General features: G+C 32.0%; 19 protein-coding genes and 6 pseudogenes. 7 read left to right on the top strand and 18 right to left on the bottom strand.

Annotated features, from left to right (window positions below):
- Nucleotides 1–362: 362 nt before the first annotated feature.
- The 3 genes from ACZ76X_RS18810 to ACZ76X_RS18800 all read right to left on the bottom strand — a co-directional run bounded on the left by ACZ76X_RS18810 (nucleotide 363) and on the right by ACZ76X_RS18800 (nucleotide 2,589).
- Entirely contained in the window at nucleotides 363–764 is a 402-nt protein-coding gene (locus tag ACZ76X_RS18810; RefSeq protein WP_479851341.1) for a DUF4279 domain-containing protein, read from the bottom strand.
- Nucleotides 765–887: 123 nt separating this feature from the next.
- Nucleotides 888–1,634: an SAR2788 family putative toxin gene (locus tag ACZ76X_RS18805; RefSeq protein ID WP_479851340.1), complete on the bottom strand. Its 747-nt coding sequence runs from the start codon at nucleotides 1,632–1,634 to the stop codon at nucleotides 888–890.
- A 16-nt stretch (nucleotides 1,635–1,650) separates the two neighbouring features.
- Nucleotides 1,651–2,589 carry a S8 family peptidase gene (locus tag ACZ76X_RS18800; protein ID WP_479851339.1) on the bottom strand — a complete coding sequence of 313 codons (939 nt, stop codon included), beginning with the start codon at nucleotides 2,587–2,589 and terminating at the stop codon, nucleotides 1,651–1,653.
- Between the two features lie 1,212 nt (nucleotides 2,590–3,801).
- Here ACZ76X_RS18800 and ACZ76X_RS18795 point away from each other — a divergent pair.
- From ACZ76X_RS18795 to ACZ76X_RS18785, 3 genes are read left to right on the top strand one after another with little or no spacing between them, the layout of a single operon-like run.
- Nucleotides 3,802–5,067 (top strand): Y-family DNA polymerase, encoded by a 1,266-nt coding sequence (locus ACZ76X_RS18795; RefSeq protein ID WP_479851338.1) that lies wholly within the window; start codon nucleotides 3,802–3,804, stop codon nucleotides 5,065–5,067.
- Nucleotides 5,064–5,405 carry a YolD-like family protein gene (locus ACZ76X_RS18790; RefSeq protein WP_479851337.1) on the top strand — a complete coding sequence of 114 codons (342 nt, stop codon included), beginning with the start codon at nucleotides 5,064–5,066 and terminating at the stop codon, nucleotides 5,403–5,405. The genes ACZ76X_RS18795 and ACZ76X_RS18790 overlap by 4 nt, the downstream gene beginning before the upstream one ends.
- A gap of 48 nt (nucleotides 5,406–5,453) precedes the next feature.
- Nucleotides 5,454–5,828, top strand: a complete 375-nt coding sequence (locus ACZ76X_RS18785) for a hypothetical protein (protein WP_479851336.1) — start codon at nucleotides 5,454–5,456, stop codon at nucleotides 5,826–5,828.
- A gap of 95 nt (nucleotides 5,829–5,923) precedes the next feature.
- Here ACZ76X_RS18785 and ACZ76X_RS18780 read toward each other — a convergent pair whose 3' ends face one another.
- Nucleotides 5,924–7,906 carry a methyl-accepting chemotaxis protein gene (locus tag ACZ76X_RS18780; protein ID WP_479851335.1) on the bottom strand — a complete coding sequence of 661 codons (1,983 nt, stop codon included), beginning with the start codon at nucleotides 7,904–7,906 and terminating at the stop codon, nucleotides 5,924–5,926.
- 564 nt (nucleotides 7,907–8,470) lie between these two features.
- On the opposite strand from ACZ76X_RS18780, the pseudogene ACZ76X_RS18775 reads away from it, so the two are divergent.
- Nucleotides 8,471–8,631 (top strand): annotated as a pseudogene (locus ACZ76X_RS18775) (IS4 family transposase); the annotation flags it as partial.
- Between the two features lie 231 nt (nucleotides 8,632–8,862).
- On the opposite strand, the gene ACZ76X_RS18770 reads toward ACZ76X_RS18775, so the two are convergent.
- Entirely contained in the window at nucleotides 8,863–9,369 is a 507-nt protein-coding gene (locus ACZ76X_RS18770; protein WP_479851334.1) for a GNAT family N-acetyltransferase, read from the bottom strand.
- Nucleotides 9,370–9,996: 627 nt separating this feature from the next.
- Between ACZ76X_RS18770 and hfq the strand changes: the two genes are divergently transcribed.
- Nucleotides 9,997–10,182: an RNA chaperone Hfq gene (hfq, locus tag ACZ76X_RS18765; RefSeq protein WP_087985476.1), complete on the top strand. Its 186-nt coding sequence runs from the start codon at nucleotides 9,997–9,999 to the stop codon at nucleotides 10,180–10,182.
- A gap of 482 nt (nucleotides 10,183–10,664) precedes the next feature.
- Here the strand turns inward: hfq and ACZ76X_RS18760 are convergent, their stop codons facing one another.
- From ACZ76X_RS18760 to ACZ76X_RS18740, 5 genes and pseudogenes are all read right to left on the bottom strand, one after another.
- Complete coding sequence (locus tag ACZ76X_RS18760) at nucleotides 10,665–10,949, bottom strand: ArsR/SmtB family transcription factor (RefSeq protein WP_097841952.1); 285 nt, start codon at nucleotides 10,947–10,949, stop codon at nucleotides 10,665–10,667.
- 99 nt (nucleotides 10,950–11,048) lie between these two features.
- Nucleotides 11,049–11,468 (bottom strand): disulfide oxidoreductase, encoded by a 420-nt coding sequence (locus ACZ76X_RS18755; RefSeq protein ID WP_479851333.1) that lies wholly within the window; start codon nucleotides 11,466–11,468, stop codon nucleotides 11,049–11,051.
- Nucleotides 11,469–11,569: 101 nt separating this feature from the next.
- Nucleotides 11,570–11,799, bottom strand: a pseudogene (locus tag ACZ76X_RS18750) (hypothetical protein).
- A 76-nt stretch (nucleotides 11,800–11,875) separates the two neighbouring features.
- A pseudogene (locus tag ACZ76X_RS18745) lies at nucleotides 11,876–12,077 on the bottom strand (hypothetical protein).
- 50 nt (nucleotides 12,078–12,127) lie between these two features.
- Nucleotides 12,128–12,765: pseudogene (locus tag ACZ76X_RS18740) on the bottom strand (thermonuclease family protein).
- A gap of 560 nt (nucleotides 12,766–13,325) precedes the next feature.
- On the opposite strand from ACZ76X_RS18740, the gene ACZ76X_RS18735 reads away from it, so the two are divergent.
- On the top strand, nucleotides 13,326–13,484 hold the full coding sequence (locus ACZ76X_RS18735; RefSeq protein WP_479851332.1) for a hypothetical protein: 159 nt from the start codon (nucleotides 13,326–13,328) through the stop codon (nucleotides 13,482–13,484).
- A gap of 144 nt (nucleotides 13,485–13,628) precedes the next feature.
- Here the strand turns inward: ACZ76X_RS18735 and ACZ76X_RS18730 are convergent, their stop codons facing one another.
- The 8 genes and pseudogenes from ACZ76X_RS18730 to ACZ76X_RS18695 form a co-directional block, all read right to left on the bottom strand.
- Nucleotides 13,629–14,369 (bottom strand): epoxyqueuosine reductase QueH, encoded by a 741-nt coding sequence (locus tag ACZ76X_RS18730; protein WP_373561177.1) that lies wholly within the window; start codon nucleotides 14,367–14,369, stop codon nucleotides 13,629–13,631.
- Between the two features lie 694 nt (nucleotides 14,370–15,063).
- A pseudogene (locus ACZ76X_RS18725) lies at nucleotides 15,064–15,444 on the bottom strand (nuclease-related domain-containing protein); the annotation flags it as partial.
- Nucleotides 15,445–15,507: 63 nt separating this feature from the next.
- Nucleotides 15,508–16,626 carry an IS200/IS605 family element RNA-guided endonuclease TnpB gene (gene tnpB, locus ACZ76X_RS18720; protein WP_479851367.1) on the bottom strand — a complete coding sequence of 373 codons (1,119 nt, stop codon included), beginning with the start codon at nucleotides 16,624–16,626 and terminating at the stop codon, nucleotides 15,508–15,510.
- Nucleotides 16,627–16,842: 216 nt separating this feature from the next.
- The gene (locus ACZ76X_RS18715; protein ID WP_479851331.1) at nucleotides 16,843–17,226 is read right to left on the bottom strand and encodes a hypothetical protein; all 384 of its coding nucleotides are present in this window, start codon (nucleotides 17,224–17,226) and stop codon (nucleotides 16,843–16,845) included.
- Nucleotides 17,227–17,568: 342 nt separating this feature from the next.
- Nucleotides 17,569–18,204: a hypothetical protein gene (locus tag ACZ76X_RS18710; protein ID WP_479851330.1), complete on the bottom strand. Its 636-nt coding sequence runs from the start codon at nucleotides 18,202–18,204 to the stop codon at nucleotides 17,569–17,571.
- Nucleotides 18,204–18,833 (bottom strand): hypothetical protein, encoded by a 630-nt coding sequence (locus ACZ76X_RS18705; RefSeq protein WP_479851329.1) that lies wholly within the window; start codon nucleotides 18,831–18,833, stop codon nucleotides 18,204–18,206. The genes ACZ76X_RS18710 and ACZ76X_RS18705 overlap by 1 nt, the downstream gene beginning before the upstream one ends.
- Before the next feature lie 330 nt (nucleotides 18,834–19,163).
- A pseudogene (locus ACZ76X_RS18700) lies at nucleotides 19,164–19,843 on the bottom strand (transposase).
- A 684-nt stretch (nucleotides 19,844–20,527) separates the two neighbouring features.
- Nucleotides 20,528–23,257: a putative bifunctional diguanylate cyclase/phosphodiesterase gene (locus ACZ76X_RS18695; RefSeq protein WP_479851328.1), complete on the bottom strand. Its 2,730-nt coding sequence runs from the start codon at nucleotides 23,255–23,257 to the stop codon at nucleotides 20,528–20,530.
- 947 nt (nucleotides 23,258–24,204) lie between these two features.
- On the opposite strand from ACZ76X_RS18695, the gene ACZ76X_RS18690 reads away from it, so the two are divergent.
- Nucleotides 24,205–24,609, top strand: a complete 405-nt coding sequence (locus ACZ76X_RS18690; RefSeq protein WP_479851327.1) for a DUF3221 domain-containing protein — start codon at nucleotides 24,205–24,207, stop codon at nucleotides 24,607–24,609.
- The last annotated feature ends 48 nt before the right edge of the window (nucleotides 24,610–24,657 follow it).

Below are 24,657 nucleotides of genomic sequence, written 5' to 3'. Positions count from 1 at the left end.
TAGAACAATGGTATCAGTATATTTCCGTTTTAAATTTTATTTGTAATTATCTTAAAGTACTGCTCCTGAAGTACTTCTAACCCTGCCTCACCATAAAAGATGGATTTACTGTTAGACTCTTTACTTTAAAAGTAGTAAAATCATTTCGTTTATAGAGACTATCTTCAATTAATATTAAAAGCTAGTTTCTATTGTCCATCTTAACTTATTCAGTTAGTTTTTAAGAACCCCCCTCTTAAGGAAGGCTCTATCTTTTATCGGAAGAAGAGTTCGGTTTAATACTTAGGCCAAACAATTTTATTGGAGATACTATCAAAGATAAATTACATCATCTAACAAATATTTTAATCCTATCGCTAGACTTATAATAAGTATAGACAAATATCAATTTCCGCACCAATACTATTGATAAAACCAATAGTATGTTGATCAAAACATAAAGAGGGGACTTCATTATTTTCTATTTTTACAACAACGGATAATTTGCATTTTAGATTATGTTTACTTTGCAGATTAATTATTTCATTTTTTTTATGTTCTAATATGGAAATTAACTTTTTTACAACCTCTTCTGCATTAAGGGATTCTTCATAGCCTGTTTCAATACTCCAGTTTGTTTCTTCCCGAATAAACAACGGATTACCTCTAATAAAGTCACCTTTTTTATAAGTCATTGTTGGTTCTAAATTAAATTGTTTAGTTAGCTCTTCTGGATTAAATATTTCTCCGAAAATGGCTAGTTCTACATTTATTAATGTACTCAAATTATTTAACACATCCCTATTAATATTTGATGTAAAGGATAATAAATTTTATCCTTTACATCATACTTATAATTCATTATATCTAAAAATCTAAGGTCATTTTTTCATTACTTTAGACTTTTTTTATTTTATAAATGAATCAGTTGGTATCGGAGTGCCTTTCCCGCCTTTTAGGTAAATCCAAAGTCTTCCTGTTTTCTTATCCACATAGATATCATATTTTGAAATACTAACACTTCTACCCAAGTAGTCTCTTTTTAATTCGTGAGCATCAATTCCTTTTCTCTTAAGGAATTTATCATCAACCTTATTTATGCTCTTTGGGACCTGTTTCATTGCTGAAGTTACTGCTTGTTTTCCATACTTTTTTATTGCATATTGTATACCATATCTAGCCACAGCCGCTACTACTACAGGCCAAATAGAAGCACTTGCTTTTAGAGTATTAACTTCATATTCTTTTCCTGTTTCTTGATCAACGAATGTAGCTATAAAGTCGTTTCCTTCAACTTCGTGTACATAAACATCAAAGTTTTGTTTGGTTTCTTCACCATTTTCATCAACCGTCTTACCTAGTACAGTAATTCCCCCTGTTTCAAGGTTCATGTCGATATCTGTTGAAACTGATAAATCTGTTGTTTCTAAAGTTGTATTAACTACGACCTTTTCGTCTGTTTCTTTTTCTGTATTAATCTTTAATTCATTTGAAACTTCAATTCCTAATTCTTTAGTTACTTCAGACTCTACTTTACTTATATCAACGGAAGTTACTTTATCTTGTATTTCTGTATCTGCTTTTACATATTGTAAATTAGGAAGTAGAGTAAGTAACATAGAAAACACTAATATTTTAACAATTATATTTTTCATTAATCAATCTCCTCTTTCAATCTATCATTATTAATCCAGAACCATATTCAAAATCGTATCCTTTTTCACCTAAATCTTTAGTTCTATCATTCAAGTAAGATTTAATATTCTGATCATTAAAGGTTAGATCTTTTTGTGCTAATAGGACTGCTACAGTACCCGTAACATAGGCAGTGGCGAAAGAAGTACCACTATAATATGAATAGTCACCTTTATTATCAGTGGTTAAGATATTAATTCCGGGAGCTGCATAATCTATTTTCCCTTTTGCAGATACACCAGATCGTTTTAAATTTTCTTTTATTGCTGAAACAGATATTACCTTTTCATATTTAGCCGGATAATCAACTGATAATCCCAATGTATTTCCTGAAGCTGCAACAATTGTAATTCCCTTGTCTAATGCTTTATCTATAGCTTCTTTTAACTTCGGATTATCTGATTGTACACCGAAACTAATATTCATTATTTGCACATTTTCTTGAATGCACCATTGGATACCTTTAACTAATGTATCAATATCTGCAAAACCTTTGTCATCAAGAACTTTAACGTCATAAATCTCTGCATTAGGGGATATTCCAGTGAGACCTAAATCATTATCATGAGCGGCTATGATGCCAGCAACTGCAGTTCCATGTCCATAATTATCAACAATTTCGCTTTCTGGATTAATTGCATTATAATCTTTTACAATTTTCCCTTTTAAATCTTGATGATTTTTATTAATCCCACTATCCAATATTGCTACTTTGACTTTAGGTAATGACTTGTAGTCATTAATCTTAGTCTCATCAGAATATATTGCTTTAAATCCCCAATTCTTTTGTTTAGTAATTTTTGCTTCGTCGCTCTTCTCTTTTTTAGATGTGGGTTTACTGTTTGAGCTAAAACAAGAACATAAAAAAAAGAGACAAATTATACTGATGGAACAAATTTTTTTTATAGACAACACTCCTTTATCTTGTATGCCCCAAAATATTTTTTCTCTTAAAATGAAAGGGTATACATTTTGCGGTGAAGTTAAGGTTCTTATGACCCTTTAAATACTAAGGTCAATAGAAATTAATAACAAGGCTATTATTCTCTTTCTTTTTTTTGTATAATCAATATGAATAATCAGAATATTACACCTCGTTTAATATTTTTTTATTTAAATATATAGTTATTAATTATTTATAAATGTACTATTTTCATATAGTTTTTAACATCAAAATTAATGAGAAATTTACAACTATATATTATGCAAGCTTTATTTTCCGACAATTTATAACCGAGTTTAATTTAACGTATTCCCCGAAAGAATTCTCCTTCCTCAAGCGTGTGAAGAGGGTAGCCCAAGATAGATGGGAGATGAATTTCGGTTGGGCATAGCCAAAAACTTTGGATAAACTAGCTATATGAAGTTCTTTGATAACTTGATATAGAAGGTTGCTGGAAGAAAATAGAGTGCGAAAACCAAGCCATTCGGTTCCTGCGTAAAATATCAACCGTACCAAAAGAGCATCCATGCGTTGGACATCTAGGGGTGGAGCACCCCGAAGTAACGCTCAAGGAGACGAAAGGTTACTTTCGTCGTGGAACTGAGAAGCTCCCGCTTCAAGCTTTGCTAAGTGGCGAGTAGTTCACAACTCATCTCTTGAAGATTCCTTTAGTTGTTCCATAGCAATATGTTCCTCACTATCTATCAACGTCAATCCTTGTGATATGTAACCCCAAAATTCACATCCACAATTCTCCATCCATCTATAAGCTTCTGTCGTATATAGCCCATCTCTTCTTCTAATGATTTAAACCTTATAGCTTTTACTTGAAGAAAAAAACTCTTGTATAACCTGCTCCATTTATGAAACAACCTCCTAAAATCTATTTAAAATTATATTTTCACATAAACTCGTAATCACAACCTCTTTTACGATAAATTACTGTAACTTTTTGAAAAAATAATATACCTTACATCCTCCCATCATTTACTTTCTGTACTATCCAAAATAATACAGTTTATATCCTAGAAACCTCAAAAACATTAGGCTGTTACTCCTCTCTGTCGTTCAACATATTTCTACTACATATAATTAAATATTTTTTCAAAAACCGCTTCGCAAAAGAACGTAAGTTCGTGTATAATAAAAAGGAACAAATGTTCTTGTTTTTAGGAGGAGTTATAGTGTATGACTATTCAATTTTACCGAATAGAATCATTTTATGTGTTGATCTTCGTAGCTTTTATGCATCTGTTAGTTGCATCAAAATGGGATTAGACCCACTTCATACAAAATTAGCTGTAGTCGGTGATGTGAATAGGAATGGGTCCATTGTTTTAGCCGCAACTCCACCTTTAAAAGCAATGGGAGTAAAGAAGTTGGCAAGGTTATACGAGATTCCTCAGCAAAAAGATATCCTTATTGTGAATCCAATTATGGGAACCTATATTAAGTGCTCCAATTACATAACGAAGTTAGCCCTACAATATGTTCCTATTGAAGATTTTCATCAATACAGCATCGATGAATTTTTTATGGATATTACCGATAGTATCCATCTATTTGCCCGAGATCCAATTGAATTTGCATTACAGTTTAAACGTGAAATATATGAACATACACGAATTGAATGCACAATTGGGATTGCTCCTAACCTATTGATGAGTAAGGTGGCCTTAGATATTGAAGCAAAGAAAAAGAAAGACGGAATCGCTTATTGGAAATACGAAGATGTACCTACAAAATTATGGAACATACGGCCACTTAGTAAGTTTTGGGGAATTTCGTATAAAACTGAAACAAAATTAAATCAAAAAGGGATACATTCAATTGGAGATTTAGCTAATTATCCTCTTAAATATTTAAAACAAAGCTTCGGCGTAATGGGCGAAGACTTACACTTACATAGTCATGGAATTGATTTTAGTCGGATTTCAGAAAAATATGTTCCCGTTACAACTTCTGTAGGAAAAAGCCAAATTTTAATGCGTGATTATACAATAGAAGAATTTCCAATTATCCTACTGGAACATACCGAAGAAGTTTGCTATCGATTAAGACAACAAAACAAGCTTGCTCAAACCGTTCATTTTTCTGTTGGATATAGTAAAAATTATTCGGGTGGCTTTAGCAAAACACATACCCTAAGCCGTCCGACTAACTTAACCATGGACATTTATCAAGTTTGTCTATATTTTCTACAACAACAATATACTGGTGAACCAATTAGAAGTATTACTATTTCTCTAACAAAACTAATTCGTGAAGGAGAAGAACAAATTTCCCTTTTTGATAACATCATGCAACGAGAAAAAGAAATAAAGCTAACGAAAGTAATGGATGAAATACGCACAAAGTTTGGAAAAAATAGCATATTAAGAGGAATTTCCTATACAAATAATGCAACAGCAAGATACAGAAACACACTGTTAGGGGGCCACAAAGCATGAGCAACGCTAATATGCCAAAAGGCAGGGGGATGATAAAATGGACTCCATTTGCAGCAATGCCAGAACAATTCTTCGGAATACGTGAAATGATTAAGGAGAAAAATAAAGTTGCACGTCCCATTTTAACTTCTGAAGAGAAAGAACTGATTGAAAACATGTTACTATGTTCGTTGTTATCTGAAGAAGAAATATTAATTACATATTATGAAGATGGTTATTTACTAACAAATTATATGACTGTTATCGATATAGATCCATTACATAGCTCTCTCATATGTACTGATGCTTTCTATAATAATATGACAATACAATTTACGAATATAATAGACGTAAAATAGAATAGATTTAGGTAATTATCTTTGGAGTATTATAAAGGAGTATATGGAATGCAAGGGAATCAGATAAGAAAGAATATAGCGAGAACAATTACCCATAATGATATAAATAACTACCCCTATTTAAATATACCTATGATTATCAATGAAAAAGATGGACTAACTTACGAGGTTGTAAGCGCTGGTTTTCATAATAATGATGCAGTAGCGATGATAACAACAGATGATTTCGCTACAACTAGAGTAAATACACCAATCGTAACAGTAAAAAACAATGATGGCAGTATACAAGCATTTCGCTTACCTTTAGAATTGGAATATTGGGTACTTTCATGTATGTGTGCTGCTTCAACAGGGAAAAATCCGTTCCCATGTAAAGTTGCTTTTGGAATCCTTGATGCTAAATTCCATGTAGAATTCAAGTAAAAAAGGAGCAAATTAATTTGCTCCTTTTATCGTTAAAAGATTTTTAACTTCTATCCTTAAACACACTATCTAGGATTCTATCTTAGAATCTGAACTTATATCTTAAATCCACCAATTAATTCTTGAAGTTCTTCGGCCATCTGTGCTAATTGTACCGCTGAAGAATTTATCTCTTCCATAGAAGCATGTTGTTCTTCAGATGAACCGGCTATCGTTTGCATACTTGAAGAATTCTCTTTCACAGCCATAGATATTTGATTAATTGATGTATCGACTTTCATTGCATCAGTTGTCATTTTATTTGATAGTTCTACCATACCATGCACTTTTGACACAATATCATTTGCAGATTTTGAAATTTCATAAAAACTTTGTTTTGTATCATTGGCAACCTGAATTCCCGACTGCACTTCAACTCCTACTTCATTCATAGCTTTTACAGTCTCATGTACATCTGCTTGTATTTCATTAATTAGACTTCCAATTTCCATTGAAGATTCGGATGATTGCTCTGCTAACTTCCTGACTTCATCGGCAACAATTGCAAATCCACGCCCCTGTTCTCCTGCTCTAGCCGCTTCAATCGCTGCATTTAATGCTAATAGATTTGTTTGTTCTGCAATAGTTTGAATTGCTTCTAAGATACTTCCGATTTGCTGCGATTTCTTATCTAATAATTTAATTACATTATCGGATTGAGAAACAGAATGATGGATTGACTCCATTTGCGTTACAGTTTGTTCTACTAATTGTTCGCCTTCATTGGCTTTTTGTTTTGTGTATAAGGATGAAGACGATACTTCAGAAGCATTATCAGCTACGCATTGAATATTACGCGTGACCTCGCCAATTAATTTCGCTCCAGACGCAACTTCATTATTTTGAACTTCTGCACTATTCGATATTTCTTCCATTTCTTTTGTAATTTGTTCTGTCGCAACACTTGCTTGCTCTACGCTAGCAGTTAGTTCCTCAGACGAAGCGGCCACATGTCCTGCAGATGTGTTAATTCGAGAAATTATATTACGTAACGACTCTGCCATTGTGTTAAAACTACTACCTAATTGACCAAGTTCATCCTTGGAACGAATATCTATTTTCTCAGTTAAATCTCCCTGACTAATTCTTTGAGCTGAAATAACTAATTGTCTTAGTGGGTTAATAATAGATTTAAGAATGAAGAAAATTACAATTCCACCTAACAACAATGAAGCCCCTATTATAGTGAACGTTTTATAAAAAATAGGATTGGTAGCCTCTTCAATTTCTTTAATAGGCATTATACCAGCTATTTTCCAACCTGTTTTTTTGTTTGTCTTAAAGCTTATGTTTCGATCCTCACCATTAAGGCTATAAGTAATTACTCCATCTTCTTTCTTGTATAGTTCATCTGTTAATGATTTCTCTAATTTCTCCCCTGGCTTACGTGTAGGATGAACAACTATAGTCTTATCTTGACTTACTATAGATACAAAGCCTTGTTTTCCTATTTTTATCATTTTAGAAGTTTTTACGATATCATCAATATTTAGGTCAACACCAATGACACCACTTTTATCAGCATTTTGCTTTGCAATTGCTATTACCATATTTCCTGTAGTCTTTGATTTATAGGGAGACGAAACAATAATCTCTCCATTAGCTTTTACTGCATCCTTATACCAACTACTTTCTAATGGATTAAATCCTTCTGGTATTTTTCCAACAGGTGCATGAATAAATTGATTATTACTGGATGTAGTATAAATTGATTCTATCTCTGGATGTAACTGTATATATTGATCAAATTTACTTTGCACATTTTGCAATTGGTCAGCGTTATAATCACCTTGTGTAAGTATCTTTGCAAAATAAGTTACATCTACATGTTTATTTTCTAATTCATCATCAACTATCTTATTTAAAATACTCACATTATCTTTCGCAGATTGTAGAATTGTATCATTAAGATCTGTTTTCGCCTCATCATAAGATGTTATTCCTACGATAAGACTAGGTATAATTAATATTGCAATAAATGCCATAGACAACTTCGTTTTAAGCTTCATTTGTTCCAATCTCTCTTTTATTTTAAACACTTTCTACTTCTTCCCTTCATTCTTACAACTGATATAGTGTATTTAATTGTTTGCTCCTTTATTTTTTCTACATTCATTTATGGTATCATTCGATATGAAATCACCGTTATATCCTTTTACATATATCTTCTCATATAACAATTTAATTTTTACAAGCGGAGTTTTATCTATCCACCTTTCAAATATGTTATTTTCTATATTAAGCAATGTTAAGACTACAAATCGTTCTAAATTACCTAGATGAAACATGGAATTCATTTAAATGCTGATTTTTGACTTTGATGGAATCACAAGTTTAATCTAGAACGATTCAAATTTGATGAAATCCTTACCATAATAAATTTTCTAAAACTTAACTAAGTGAATTTATTTTTTGGATAATTATACTTAATAGCCTTTTAACCACTCTAACCGCTTCATTCATTTATTTACTACAACCAATTTTGTATTATTGGATATTAAACCATAAATTCTAAATAAGAGAATAAAATAAATTGGAGAACCTCATTGTAACACGTGTTCATAAGTTTTAAATATTAAAATTAAGAAATATTTTTTTATTAATCTTTACAAAAAAACACCCAAGAATTAACAAAGATATCGTTTCGTCTGTTTAATCTCTTACAGAAACACGGACGAAAATCCCATAAATATGAGAAGAAAACAGTCTTTGTTATCTTAGGCGTCATATATAATTTTTTATGTCCCACAATCGTGTAGCGTAATCAAAAATCTGAAGCAAGATAAAGTTTATTTAGGATGCAAATTTTTAAAGAACTTACGCTGGATCTTTAGAAAAAAGAAAAAATATTATATGAAATTAAACTTATATAATATTAGCTTGATGGGCATGGTGCACCGCCCACATTTTAATGATCTTATAGACCAAGCAATTTTCAAAAAACGATAGCACAATTTAAATTGTAATTTTGATTTAAATAATGCGCTCTGAAACACTACTCTTCTTCTAAAATAGCGTAATAATATTCATCCCACCATTCATTTCCATGGGGGATACACTTCCTGAAATAGCCTTCTCTTCTCATTCCAATTCTCTCCATCAATCGATATGATGGGGTATTTTGTGGCTGACATGTCGCTATAATTCTATGTAATTTCATCTCCTTAAACCCATATTTCAATGTAGCTTGTGCTGCTTCAGAAGCATATCCTTTATTAAAATATTTAGGATTGAATACCCATCCAATCTCATAAGTATGCTCACCAAAATATTTATGAAAAACAATATGACCAATCAGAATATTTTCATCAATCAGTACCACAGGAAAGTTCTCAGCATTTTCACCCATATTATTATTTACAAAGTTTCTTGTATCTTCTTCAGTAAAAACCCCCCCGGGTATGTATTTCATTACATTGCTATCTGATGTATACTCATGGACAGCTTGCCAATCTTTGAACTCAAAATTTCGTATTAATAATCTTTCTGCTTTTATAAACATTTACTTTTCTCCTCTCAAAAAATTGTTTCTTTACTTCAAATCCACATTCAACCCATAAACTAAAAAGAGCCTGTAGGAATCTCTACAAGTTCTTTTTAATTTAAGAGGAATATATGAGACCAACAAACTATCTTACAGATTCATTACTAAAACTACAGGAATAGTACTTTGACAAATATATCATATAACAAATATTAACATCTATATATTTTTGAAAATTATGCCAATTAAGAACAAAAATAGCTTTTTTCTTAACTATTCTCAATTTCGTTTACTACTAACTTTTTTACTTAAATAAACTGCTCGACCTGATTCTTTTGCAAATTCTTGTGAATGCGTAACAACAATTACGTATTTACCTTCTTGATGTTCGAGTTCTTGAAACAACTCAATTATTTTATTTGCTGTTGGTTCACCGGCAATAAAAAAGAATCTTATAATAAATCTATACAATTATATTTAATAATGTAAAAAGAAAATAAATTAGCAGAGATTTTCACTTTACTGTAAGCGCTTTTATTTTTTATAAAAATCCATCCTAGAAATGTTATAATTACTCCATTCCTTTTATATTAATAAGAAGAATTTAAAAGGATTAGAATATTTAAAGAGAGGAGGAAATTACTAATGTATACACAAGACAATTTTTATAAAAAATTAATTGAGGAACAAAGGATAGTAAATATTATCCTACTCAACGGAGTTAGAATACCTGGAATCATTATTGCTGTGGATAAATTTTCAGTGCTAATCTCTAGCAATGGAAAGCAACAATTCCTATATAAGCAAGCAATTTCAACGGTCGCTGTATAAAATACCATAAGTTTTGATGTTTCATTTTTAATATTCTTCACTTTAAAATTAAATTTGAATTATATTATATTGTATAAAGCAATAAAAAAGGAATCCTTTTTAAAAGGATTCACCCCAGGAAAATATAAAGAGATACATAAATAAAAAGAATTAGGTATATTATAATATAAAAACAAACAAAGCATATTGAGAAATCAATAATCAGATTGAATTTTCTGAGTATTAAGTGTAAAATGAGTATGAGTCGAATAACAACTAATCTCTAACCCTTGTATGAAAAAGAGGTCGAGTATCATGATCTCTTTTTCATACGTAATTTTAGCCTGTGCATACAGGCTCTTTTTATTTGATAGAAAAGAATAATGTTTGCTATACTAAATGCGCACAAATATATGCAAAATCACAAATAAAACAAGGGCTACCTGGCATAGCTGCCCTTGTTTTATTTTTATTTCCGAAACCTACTAATTAGCTTAAGTTATTTATAAACCTAACACACTAACAATCTGGCATGCTTTGGAATTTACAATATGATAATACATCTCTAACCCTCTTCTTTCCGAACGAAGAATCTTCCCACGCATCTTAGATAAATGCTGCGAAACAGTAGATTGAGGTATCTCTAATAGCTCCGTCAATTGTGTTACATTACAAATTTTGCGATGTTCTAATTCTTTCACAATTTGTAATCTAACTGGATGAGCCATAATCTTCAATAATTCTACATCCGCCTCTGGAATTTTGTGCATTTCTTTATTTATTTGCATTTCTGCCATATTTTATTTCTCCTTTTCTACATTCTTTATTATTTTTAATATCAATTTATTATTTGTACAAGTATATATAGTTCATAATCACTGAGCCATTTACTCTTCTTTATCTTTATGACCTTTTGCATATAGAAGGATTATGATGGCTAAAAATCCAACAAAAGATAGCATAGGTATCGAAATGAAACCAAATAAATTCAAGTAATCTTCTGTACAAGAAACGCCTGCTGAACATACCTTCATTTCACTTGTTGGGAAAGTCTGAATTGTTATCTGGTAAACGGCTATTATTAAACCAATACATGCAAATGGAAATGCATATGTACTTACGTTGGGATTTTTTTTATACATTCCTATACCCAATATGAATACTAATGGATACATGGCCACCCTTTGATACCAGCATAAATCACATGGAGGTAGTTTCATCCATTCACTAAACACCAAACTTATGAGCATTGCACTAGTAGCGATTGTCCAAGCAATTGCAATGTGATACTTTCGAATGATTGACATCCTATATTCCCCTCAACTGTCTTATGTAGAATGTAAAACGTTTGCTAATATATGACTGGTTTATTTCCGTGTTTCGGTTACCCTGTTTTAATAGGCAGTATTCAATCTTTGACACCTTCCCAGTCATAACCCTTCTCTTTTAATTCTAAAGGGAAAAGATTCTCAAAATCATCACGCGTTACATACATAGCTTCTAATGCTTTTGCTAGCGGGCCAAAACTATATACAATATGTGTATTCACCCTTTTGCTTTTCTTTTTTGCTACCGCTAAATATACATACCGTCTTTCTTTCGTTAAAACAACTTCAAAAATCCAGGTACTTGAATCACCTTTCGCACTCCTTTTTTGGTTTTCCATACCCTTATTAAAAAGAAAAAGTATGGAAAACTATTAAATCTCACTTTACTAATTTAATAAATGTCCCGTTTTTTTTGATTTGAAAATACAAGAAGACGCTCATCATAACGATATTTATTACGCCAGCTACAGCACCAATTTTGAAGATAACATACACATATTCATTACTACTAAAAGGTAATAGACTCGCGAAAATAAATAAAATTGAAATAATAAATGATAAGAGCATATTTCTTTTGTTTTCATTCATTCAAAAAACCTCCATTTTTTACGAATATTTATATTGCAATGGATTAGGGGCTAAGCCGCATCATTACGGTTATCATGATGTTTCTCTTCATACACAAACTCTTTTATGCTCCACACACCAGTTTTTGACGCCTTTGCATCTTTTTCGCTTTCTAGCATTTGTGGGAGCAGTGAAGTGTTAGATTTTGAAATGTAAGCTACAATACCATATCCTGATTTGACCATTAATTCGTTAATAGTGATCCCTTCACAAAATACATATGCCAATTTCCTGCCATACTTGTCCTCTTTTAGTCCACCATCATAGGCCAATGTTACGCTTTTTTAATTGTTTCTTTAAAAATAACGACGCTTTCTTCCACAACTTTTGTGGTGGACTCTTCTGTGATACGAACTCGGGAGGATCCAATAACAGCAATCTTACCGTCTATTTCTGACATCTATGCTTACGTCTATCGGATCTCCATCCTTTATATGTACTACCTTTCCTTTAACTGTTTCTAAGCCTTTTAATTTATTCTTATAAATTTCTGGAATATCAACAATACCTTTCCCTTCTGCATACTGTTGTATTCCTTTTCGTACGGTTTGTGCCGGCATCGAATTATTTATTTGTGGCAAACTGTTGCATGCAGTCATAAAAAAACGAATGACGGAATACAAATAACCTTAATCTCAAATCCTATAATGTATTACCCTCCTAATAAGCGTTTCTCTCTACTTAATAAACAAATGGACTATATATTGAATTGACCGCTCGATAATTACAACAACTACAAGACTGAATCCAATTCGGATAATCATTAAAAACAGCTTTAAATGAGTGATTTTCACATTTTGGACATTCCAATACCATGCTACTCTCATTCTTTTTTAGCCTAGACACTTTTTTAAAAGGCACATTTGTCGGTGTAATCTCAATAGCACACAACATATATCTCTCCTTTTGGTATCAAATTTTTAAAACAAATAAAAAAGGACACACCTATAGCATATGTATGCGTAGGTGTGTCCTTTTGCAAGATAGTTTTAGAAGTATTTTGTTACTTTCATCATATCATGATTCTTATTAATTTTATATACAGAATTTAAGATTTAGTAATATTATTTCTTCTTATTTAAATAGTATATCGAAAACTAATTTAATCGCTTTTTTACTTTACGTGATATTCTTTCAACTACTCGGAGTAAACAGAGTATGTTTTTGTAAATAATAAGATTGTTAAATGTTAAATCGAGGAGGATTTGTATGCAAGGTCATAAAAAAGCTATAAAAAGCACTGGTTCTGTTATGAAACCAAATTTCGCTGAAACTGATGCACAAAAAGTGAAACAAGAAATTCAAAATGATGTAAGAGCGGGACAAGGAGCAATGACTTCCCGAGAGGCAGGGGCAATGCGAGATTAAAAAAACACTCCTTATTGGTTTTTTCTACTCTAGAAATTTAGCCAGTAAGGAGTTATTCCACAACTATTTTAGCTTTTTACATTTAGAAATATAATACATTTCCTTTTTAGATCATAGGTTAATTTCACATCAAATTTTTCACGATTAAATCTCTTTTTTTAAACTAAGATTATTTTCTTTCAGATAATTTATTGCATCTTTGTTCACCAATCGTAAATCTATACCTTGTTTTTCTGCTGCAAATGAACATCCACAATAACACTGACGGAACACGTCATATTCATTACACATTTCAATTGAACGTTGATACCCGTTACTTTTTTTGAAATCACTTGGTAAATAACGTGAATCATAATTTTGTTGCACACCGATTCCAAGTTCATTTATTAATTGACTATTTTTATTTTTAGAAAGAGTAATCGCACTACCGAAGTAATCAAATCCCCTTTCTTGTGCTACCTCAGCTGAACGATCCAATCTCATATCAAAACAAGCTGAACAACGAAGCCCACCTTCTGGCTCTTCTGCCAAACCTTCCTCTTTTACCATTTTAAAAAATACATTTGAACGATAGTCATCTTCAATAAAGCCTACTGTATGCCCTGTACGATCATTAAACTTTTCTACAAAAATCTTTTGTTCATTAGAGCGTCGCATGTATTCACTTTTCGGATGGATATTTGAATTTGAGAAGAAGATTGTAACATCTGCATGTTCTGCAAGAAATTCTAATGAAGAAGTACTACAAGGAGCACAACACGAATGAAGTAACACTTTTGGTCTTTCATTTCTTACTTCCCAATCTTTTATCATTTTTCTTAATACTTTGTCATAATTTATTTTCTGATTCTTCATTTTTTGTAAATACGTTTCAACATCTAGCACTTCTTTCACAACTAAACCTCCTATTTATTTTTATCGTTTTCCGACAGAAGACTCCTTCCTCAAAATTGTGAAGGTGTAAAACACCAATTTTAGGTGGGAGATGAATGTCGGTTGGCATAAACTAACATGTTTGCTACCATATACTTGTACACATTGCTCTTTGAAAACTGAAGATATGAGGTTGGTTGCAGAAAAACGTTGCAACCGTAAAATCTTCAACGTTCTTTCACCCCACGTTTGGTGAAGTTGCGAAAACCAAGCTAAAGTAGGAAGCGTGGTGAGTCAACGTACAAGATACTTATGTTTTCACCTTAGGGGCTACGGGCAGAGCCTGCTAAGATAACCGGTGGATACATCGGTGTTCGCAGGAATATCCCACTTCAAACAGTCCGTAAGGACGTTAAGTGGTGAGTAGTTCAATTATCTATTTTATCATCTATATCCATAAATATAAATATAGTTACACTCATCTATTTATCAGTCTTAAAACGGTTCTTATGGATTTTTAATGACGTTCCAAATAATGTACGTAGTCTATTACCTTTATGTCTAAGATATATTTTTAATCATTCTTTTTCATCACAAAATCTTTTGGGTTACCTTTTAACCGATAATACTTCACGTTAAGACGAATAACTACTACGATGATTACCAAAAATCCTATTATATATAACATTGTTCCTTTCTCCGTTTCTTATTGTTTAGCGAATTTATTCTGTAAATACTTCACATGTTTCTTCTCAATATCCTTATCCATAATGTTTACTTGTAATATAGTTTGATAGATATGTTGGACTTCATCGATTGTTAGTTGCGGTTCAATATATGATTCAATACATTTTTTTAGATCGTTATAATATAGGACATGTTTATCTTTAGAATGAACATTTACCCTTTTTAGACTGCATTTTGGATGAAACGCGGCAATAGAAATACACGGCAGCTGTTGTTCCATCATCCAATCAATTGCCTTAATATGCTTATAGTTTTGTCGAAATGGGTTTTGAAAAGAGGATTTTTTTCTAAAAATACCCTGTGTCCACCTGGCTGATTTCTCACTTCCTTGAACTACCCCCACTTTCACTTCGTTTAGAAGTGAGGGATTCCTAAGTAAAGAGTTCTATCGAACTCTAATTGATTAGGCTATCCCCGCAGTCCTTGCGGTTAGAAGCCTTATTGCTTCATTCTTTATATTGATACTTGCGTTAATATCCCTATCATGGTGTGTACGACAAGAAGGACACTCCCATTCACGTAGGTTTAGATTTTTAACGTCTTTGTTTTGATATCCACAACAAGAACATAATTGGCTGGAAGCAAATGTTTTCGATACGGCAATGACTTGTTTGCCATACCATTTTGCTTTATATTCCAACATGGTTCGAAACTGTGACCAAGATACTTCACTAATTGCTTTTGCCAACTTACGATTTGTTAACATATTTGATACTTGCAAATCCTCTATACCGATAACATCGTGGTTTTTGATGATTTCAGTTGAGATTTTATCCAAGTAATCTTTTCTAGCATTTGATATGTATTCATGAATTCTAGCTACCTTTACTCGTTGTTTATTCCAGCGAGAAGATCCTTTCATTCTTCTAGAAAAAACACGCTGTGCTTTCGCCAACTTATCTTCTAATGATCGGAAAAACTTCGGATTTTTATAGAGTGTTCCATCTGAAAAAGTAGCGAAATCTTTGAGTCCTACATCTATTCCAATGTAAGAATGTGTTTTCGGAAGTTCTTGTACTTCTGTTTCAACTAATAGTGACACAAAATATCTGTCAGAAGGGTTTCGTCTAACAGTCGCATTTACAATACGTCCCTCTACTTCACGACTTTTAGCGAATCGAACAAGGCCTAGTTTCGGCAACTTTATTTTGTTCCCTACAACGGCAATATTTTGATTTGTTTGTTTTGTGGTGTAAGATTGTACGTTGTTCTTCTTAGATTGAAAGCGCGGGGCGCTGTTTTGTTTTTTGAAAAAGCGCGTATAAGCATCGGCAAGGTTGCGAACAGACGACTGTATAGCAATACTATCCACTTCTTTTAGCCAAACAAACTCTTTCTTCATGGCAGGGAGTTTGGCAGAACATGTACCATAGGTCAAGCCTTTTCCTGTCTCTTTGTATGTGTGATCCCATAAGGATAGAAAATGATTGAATACAAAGCGGGAACAACCAATCGTTTTGTTAATTAGAATTGCTTGTGCTTGATTTGGATAGATACGAAACTTATAGGCTTTATTGACCATCATTTCATTCACCTCCATTTCGGTATATAACTATCATAAACCAAACATACATTCAGTAGGTAGTGAAGTAACACTTTCTGTATGTCGAACAATTAAGATGGCTTCCTGCCATCCCTTGTTCGAAGCCAATTCATCTCCAACCTCCTCACTGGGCTGTGACCCTTCACGCTCCTTGAGGGAGGAGTCTTCTTGGCTAAAATGATAAAATCCTCCTTTTCACATTCTTACGTTACTGCGCATCAAATGATATATATACGTTTCTAGTCCTAAAATAAAATATGAGATACATAAGCCTTTTATCACCATCTCTACGAATCCCAATGCTAAAGAAACAAGGAGCCCACCCCGAAACTGAAAAGGTCTAGTTACCCTTCTATTTACTGGCTTTTCAATAACACCAAAGTTAGCCCAGGTGGGTAAACGTTTTTCTACATTCTTTATTGTGCCCATTAATCCGTATTTTAGGGACAGAATGAAACAACCGATTAATACATACACAATGGAAGAAAAATAGATAGATAGGCCCATAACAATAATTGTGAGCAGCCAACCGATTAAAATGGAATTTCGCAAAACAATATATTCTCGATTTCTTTTCAAAGCAAACAGTCCTTTCAAAATAAATGAGGTTATTTTCAATTGAGAAATTTTTACATTCAATTATAATAATGGTATGATATTCCTCTATTAATTTACGAACTAACCTAAAGAGGATTGTAATAGATATGTTAAAGCTTATAGTAGATATTACGGTAACAGAACAAGAAACAGATTCAGCTTTTTCAAACCTTTTCACCTGCAAAAGTACAACTGTATTTCTAAGTTGCATATTATCTCCTATATTGCCGGAGATACTTGAAGAATATGAAAAAAGAAACCAACTAGATAGATAAAAGGTACAGAATGTAAATTCAGTACCTTTTATCATCTTTATATATAGGTTTACATATTAGCAAATAGCCATGGAGCGAGTACGGCTAACATACACAGCAAACAAGAGCCCGTTATAACCCGGTTGGACCAACGGTAATACTCTGGCTGTTTCGTACTCTCATGAATTTTTCTTAAACGAATACCTGCGATTAGCATAAACGGTGTGAAAATAAGTGCTGTTGCCTTAAACAGATTTAAAAAATCCGTAAAGATGTTCATAAACGAAAATACATCCGAACTGAACAAGAAATACACACTCAGTCTTATGAACATCATACTAATAAATGAGAAAATCATACTTCCAGTTGCCCACTTCATCCATTGGCCATTCTTTGTAATTAACGCCATCACCATGACAATAATGCCTAATACGAATGAAATAGAAAAGATATTTACTCCTACCTTAAAAGCCGGTGCATACAAACCTTCAATCCTTTGTATGATTGATGAGCCAAATGAATCATCTTTCTCTGTTGTTTTCGTTCGATTGTTTAATCCCTCTTTAAAAGATGACGAAACATCGTTCCCCTTTAATTCATTAAAATCTACTTTTACAGAGGCCTGAACTGCTTGTAAGGGGATAAAAAGTAAAGCCATTAAAACAAGCGTACATAAGACTCCTATCATCCGTTTTTCTTGTTTCATCACACATCCCCCGCTAATTTTGGTTTAACGCTCTTTAATTTGATTTGATCTCCTTCTGCAACGTAATAGAGATCTGCAGCATAATAGATATTTGCTTTTGTATATGCCCCCATAATTGCATTCGCGATTTCTTCCTTCTCTACTGCCGTATATGTTTCATTTTCATTGTAAAATCCAATTTCAATTCGATTAATATTATTATTTAACACTGTAATATGTAACTCTTTTAAACTATCTAAACGATGTCCTAATCCACATACTAACTTAAATACTTTATTTGCAATTGTTGGTGGTTTAACATAAGTCGTATTGAAATGAATAGTTTCATCATCTACCAATCCATCTTCCTCAACTGCACATGTCATAATGAACGAATGATTTTGTTTTTCTATTTCTTGTTGACTCAACTTGCGATCAATGACATATTTCAAGCTTATTGATAGATTTTCTATATATTCATCTAGTTCGGTAGTTGGAATTTTAACCTCTGAAAATTCTGGGAAAATCATGTAAGCGTGTATATTAGAACTACTTTTACTTACACATAATACCTGAACTTGTTTCTTTTCATAGCGCACCGTTTGTTTTAATTTTTCTACTACGTTGTTGCTTATATGATCGATTGCCATATATTATCACTCCTATTTACTTTAATAAAATTTTTTTCATACAATAACTCATGATTTGATACTATCTATTTAAAGCATTGTAATATTACGAAGAGTTCTCAATTCTCCTATTCTAAGACTGTTAATCACCTCAATCTCAAAATATTTTAATATTACAATGACGTACAATGTCTCATTATAGTCGAATATCCTTATATGGTGAATTACTCTATCCCACTCACTTGTACAAAAATAAAAAATATTTTCTCCTTGTACAAATAAGTGAGATAATGCTGTATTTCATGCTATTTAAGAAAAAATAACTAGGAAGTACATTCATATATTTCCTAGTTATCTTTTCTTAGATACAACTAATGTATAGAAATAAGATGAATCAATTTATAATGCTATATATAGCAGTTAATTCTCTGGTAATATTTCTCCCTCTGTATGAATCCAATAACGCTTGTTATCAGACATATTCATAACACGTGTCAGTCATTGCTATCGTCCTATCACTTTTGCAGCCTACGTCACAAAAAACATATCTTCTACATTGGATACTCCTTGTGGAACTGGAAAAATGTGTTCTATGTGTTCTACTTCTAATGGAATCGAAACACGTTCTATTTCTGGATAAAATTCCCACATCCTAATAGTCCTTCTGGTATATCCTCATCACTTGGAAATGGAATATCATAAACCGCTTCATCGTACTCCACTTCTTCTATAGCTTCATGTTTTAACTTGTTACCCTCTTCTTTATCGAGATTCTCACGAACTAATGTAGTAACTAGATTATGTACACTTTCTACATCCTTTTCTAAGTGGATTTCTTTTGTTGGAGCAGTAACACGCTCTTGTTCTCTTCCGATAGGTCTATTTTCTCTTGGGCACCAATAAACGGGGCGTTCCATCGTTTTATTTTCCCTTTCTTTTTTCTTTGCTTCTTCTATTAGAAATTTTTCCTTTGAATTACAAACTACCAAAAACACATAACAAAATAGACCAATAATAATTTTTGTAAGCATAATATTCATCTCCAATTTCTTTTTGTCAATAAAAAAAGAAGATCCAAGTATATACATCACTTAGTTCTTCCTTTTACCCTCTATAAGCTACCTTCACTTTATTCAAATAGTAATTCTTCATCTGTAATTTCCGATAGCTTATTCCTAACAATAAATATATTACCTGGCTCTTTGGATTACTTTCTTTTTTCCTGCTCTTTTGAATCATCTAATACTGTCCAAATGTTATCTTTTTTCATTTTCATATCTCCTCTTTCTTGTAATTTGTTAAGATTCATAATCCAGCCTGCGAACTTGAAAACAGTACAAAAAAGGCTTCTTCAAGTCGATTAATAATGTGCATAGCAAAATAAGCTATATATACACTAATCGGCTCAAAGAAGCCCTTTCACAATTGAAACAAGACGTAACTTGCTTCTACAACTCAACCACAACACAAGAAGGTGTGGGAATAAACGGAATCAAATAAATCAACAATATAATCATATATTACACAATTAGGATAAATGAATCAAGATATTTTCTAAGCTTAAAACAAATCTAATACTGGGAATATAAATATTAAGTTTACTCTCAAAAACAGAAACCTAGCAGCATACCTTCTGAAAGTAAACATAAGAAAAACGTTCTACTCCATATGGGTAGAACGTTTTCTCACTTTACTTTATATATATTTTTTTGGACTTATTTGTTATTTGTCGTGTTTAAAAAATTGATAAATTCATCTTCATTTACAGGCTTACTGTAGTAATAACCTTGAATTAGATAACATGAATTACGTTGTAACACTATTAACTGTTCCTTCGTTTCTACCCCTTCTGCTATTACTTTCATATTCAAAGTATGGGCTAGCGAAATAATAGTTTGTATAATTTCATCTCCATCATTCGAAGTTCCAATCCTATTCACAAATTCTCTTGGAATTTTCAAAGTATCAATTGGATACAAAGGTAAATAGGCTAATGAAGAATATCCTGTACCAAAATCATCAATTGATAAATGTACACCATACGATTTTAATGCGTTTAACTTCGATAAAGTTTCTTTTTCATCTACCATGGCAATTCGCTCCGTTAATTCCAAATCAATCAAATTAGCTGGTACTCCAACTTCTTCAATGGTAGATATAATCGTTTGAACAAAATCTTTCTGTTCAAACTCTATAGCTGATAAATTTATCCCCATTTTTAGATTTGTATAACCTGCAGAATGCCATTCTTTCAGTTGTAAACACGCTTGCTGTAGCGTCCATTTTCCAATTGAAATAATCTGTGATGTTTTTTCCGCGATAGGTATAAACTCAAAAGGTGAAATTAGCCCCAGCTCTGGATGTTGCCAACGTATTAATGCCTCTGCACTAATAACCTTTCCTGCCTTACTATCAACTTGTGGTTGGTACAATAAAAACAACTCATTATTTTCAATTGCATTCGGTAAATCTTGCTCTAATTGTAATCGTCTTGTTATTTTTTGAGATAATGTCTCGTCGTATATACAAACAGCATTGCTACCATCTTCCTTTGCGCTATACATAGCAATATCAGCATGTTGTAAAAGTGTTGTGGCATTTGTTCCTCCAAATGGATACAACGCTATTCCTATACTAAGGGATAAATAAAAGCTGTGTTGATTTATTACAAATGGTTCTTCAGTTATACGAAATAGTATTTCGCACAAATCTAATAGCTGTTGCTCTGTTTTGTTATGGACAATGATTGCAAACTCATCTCCCCCTATTCTTGCTATAGGAATAGTTGGTGGCAGACATGTCCTAAAACGGTTAGCAACTTCTTTTAAAACCCTGTCACCAATTGCATGACCCAGTGTATCATTAATGTTCTTAAAGCGGTTTAAATCTATATACAGGAGTCCAAACTTGTCCTGTGTTTTTTGTACCCGCTCAATAGATCTGTCTAATTCTTGTTGGAAGAATATTCGATTCCCAATCCCCGTCACTGTATCATGAAATGCTAGATAGTTTATCTCATCCTGTTGTTGCTTCATCCTCGTTATGTCTTTTACCATTATATAACTCCCAAAAGTTTGTCCTTCTATCATGATAGGAACAATTGTAACGTACCAAAAATGTATATCCTTCTCATTATTATTTTTCACACGTAACTGTAACGAAGACGAACTACATCGTTTCCCCATCTTTAGAGCTGCTTCCAATTCAGGTTTATCCTCATCTAAAAAAATAGAAAAGCACTCTTTGCCTATTAAAGTAGTACTGTCCATCCCTAATAATATACTTCCAGATTGGTTTATATTTAAAACGGTACCATTTGAATCAATTGTTAATATAGGGTCTGGATGATACTCATATAAGGACTTAAACCTCTCTTGATTTTTCACCAAATCATTAGATTTTTTTATTAAATCTTCCGTTCTTTGAGATACTTTTTGCTCTAATTGATTATTAAACACTTTTAATGTTTCGGTTAAATCTTTGTTTTGCATTCGTACAATTGTATGACGAATCAGTACAAATACAAAGGCAATACAATTGCCCGTAATCAGTGTAGCTGAAGAAGTTTGCTCTTTGAAAGTAAAACCAATTAAAATTGCAACTGCAAGATAAGGGAATATGACAAGAAGTTTCTTTCCAAATGTCGGATTAATAATAAAGTAATCTCTTCTAGAAGATGTACTCCTTGGAATAGTAGCAGCAATGGCAATGAATAATAGAAAAACTCTATACAAACACCTTAATAATATGAGTGAACGATGTGATAAATCATCTTGTAAATAAAAATATAAATAGTCCGTAATAGACAATCCAGTTAGTACTAAGATAAAAATAAATAATTTACTTTTCGCATTAAAAATTGCTGGCCGAAAGATAAGGCTAACTCCTAGTAATAGCAGTAATAAATCTATAATTGGGAAAATAAACGAAAGAAAAACATCTCCAATAGATAAGAATAAGATATTTGCAGAAGGTTTATTAAATAGGTACCACTCTAAGGTAAAAATGGCAGTAATAACAATACATAAATCACAAATCAAATATGCTTTTTCCCATTTATTACATTCCATCATGATTTTATAAAGGAATGCAAAGAGAAAGAAGAATAAGAAAAACAACAAAAATACATCAGAGATATTAAAATTTTGTATTGGTAATTCTATATTAAGTACTTGAAAAGCGGATATAAAATTTCCTATCAAAAAACACCCTATTGCAATAGTAATACAAATCCAAAAGACTCCTAGTTTAATTTTTCTTGATGCTATAGAGTAAAGTAATGAGATAAATACAGTAACTTCAACAACTAAGGATGATAGTCGTATATTAAAATCTGATACAAAATAGTGATTTGGAAAAACAAATAAAAATATAAAACAAAAGCTTAAATAAGCTATTAGAGCTAATATCAATACATAAAATTGCACATGTGAATGATTACGCAACGGACTCACCCTCTTAATTTTTTTCTAGATTTTTATTAAAAATGCCCTGATGCTACACTGCTCGTATTCATTAAAATGAACCTTACCTATTATTCCATATTATGACCTTTTTATAGGATTTCTTTCTACATACCACAGCCTGATTTGCTTCCTGCAGATATTTCCTCTTTTTTAACTAAGCATTTCAAAAAGAATACGATGGAAAATGTTATTTTTTTAGTATTAACTCATCGTAAATTTGAATAATATAACTTAACTGTTCTTTGAATATGAGATAGAATCTAAACCTCCATTGCAACATAGTTATTCGCTTATTGTCACACTTAGAAAGAAAGGAAATATACTAGCATTAATTTAGAAATTCGAATTAATGACCGAACTTACCGTAACCATTATAGTTACAGATAAAAGTGATGTCAATTTCAAATAGCTCCCCTTTTAATTAACAAAAGACGCGACATTTTCAACAAAAATACGATGTTTATAAAGCCTAATTACTCTTCAATTCTCCGTTACATACCACTATGCATGCTCCTGTAATCTAGTCAATTAGCTGCCATGATTACTAGAACTTTTAATATTATACCCACCGGAAGCAGTCACAAATGTTTTTTCTAATATATAAACACAATATCCATCTTTTTACTTCCTTAAGGCACCTTCGAACTTTAGAGGGAACAAAAAAAGAAGAGGGGTTTCTTCCCTCTTCACCAATAAAATCGAACATATTTACAATTAAGGAAGGGTATACATTCATCAGGGGATGAATGTAACAATAATAGTTCACCTAGTGAATTATAACATAGATTCACTTCCATTAATAGATAATATTAACATTTATGGATTATATGTGACAGAACTGTTAAATATCTTAATATTAAAAGGCTTTATATGCATAGAACTTGAAAATGGCTAGTGTAGGATAAAATATAAGGGGGATATATATTATGTTTACAAAAAAACAAAAATTAGTAACAACCGTAACAGCTTTAACATTAGGATGTGGATTTACTTTCGGATTAACACCGGCATTTGCAGATTCTAATAAGACGTCTGTAAGCACTGCACCTATTTATTCTATTCATAAACAAGAACAAGATCCTTTTACTGGATATGTCATTTCAGTAGAAAACAATTATTTAGTGGTTGCTTCTACATCTACAAAAGATGAAGCTCTCGCTTACCAAAATGATTGGTGGGAGTTAGTAAATCAAAATAAGATTTTAAGAGTTCCTATTTCAGATGGTGAAAATTACACTATAGGTGAACAGTTAAATGTTTATGCTGCTGCATGGACCAAATCTTTACCACCAATTGCTGTAATGCCTAAAATTGAAAAAGTACTTCAATAGATTATACTAAAAATAATAGGGCAGCATTCTAATTAGAATGCTGCCCTA

The organism is Bacillus sp. BC05(2025), assembly GCF_056725905.1.
This window is presented reverse-complemented; position numbering and strand designations above follow the sequence as displayed.

Coding starts and splice junctions, on each gene's coding strand:
- ACZ76X_RS18805 (WP_479851340.1), bottom strand. CDS start 1,634: ATGAAAAATATAATTGTTAAAATATTAGTGTTTTCTATGTTACTTACT.
- ACZ76X_RS18790 (WP_479851337.1), top strand. CDS start 5,064: ATGAGCAACGCTAATATGCCAAAAGGCAGGGGGATGATAAAATGGACT.
- ACZ76X_RS18785 (WP_479851336.1), top strand. CDS start 5,454: ATGCAAGGGAATCAGATAAGAAAGAATATAGCGAGAACAATTACCCAT.
- ACZ76X_RS18770 (WP_479851334.1), bottom strand. CDS start 9,369: ATGTTTATAAAAGCAGAAAGATTATTAATACGAAATTTTGAGTTCAAA.
- hfq (WP_087985476.1), top strand. CDS start 9,997: ATGTATACACAAGACAATTTTTATAAAAAATTAATTGAGGAACAAAGG.
- ACZ76X_RS18760 (WP_097841952.1), bottom strand. CDS start 10,949: ATGCAAATAAATAAAGAAATGCACAAAATTCCAGAGGCGGATGTAGAA.
- ACZ76X_RS18755 (WP_479851333.1), bottom strand. CDS start 11,468: ATGTCAATCATTCGAAAGTATCACATTGCAATTGCTTGGACAATCGCT.
- ACZ76X_RS18735 (WP_479851332.1), top strand. CDS start 13,326: ATGCAAGGTCATAAAAAAGCTATAAAAAGCACTGGTTCTGTTATGAAA.
- tnpB (WP_479851367.1), bottom strand. CDS start 16,626: ATGGTCAATAAAGCCTATAAGTTTCGTATCTATCCAAATCAAGCACAA.
- ACZ76X_RS18710 (WP_479851330.1), bottom strand. CDS start 18,204: ATGAAACAAGAAAAACGGATGATAGGAGTCTTATGTACGCTTGTTTTA.
- ACZ76X_RS18705 (WP_479851329.1), bottom strand. CDS start 18,833: ATGGCAATCGATCATATAAGCAACAACGTAGTAGAAAAATTAAAACAA.
- ACZ76X_RS18690 (WP_479851327.1), top strand. CDS start 24,205: ATGTTTACAAAAAAACAAAAATTAGTAACAACCGTAACAGCTTTAACA.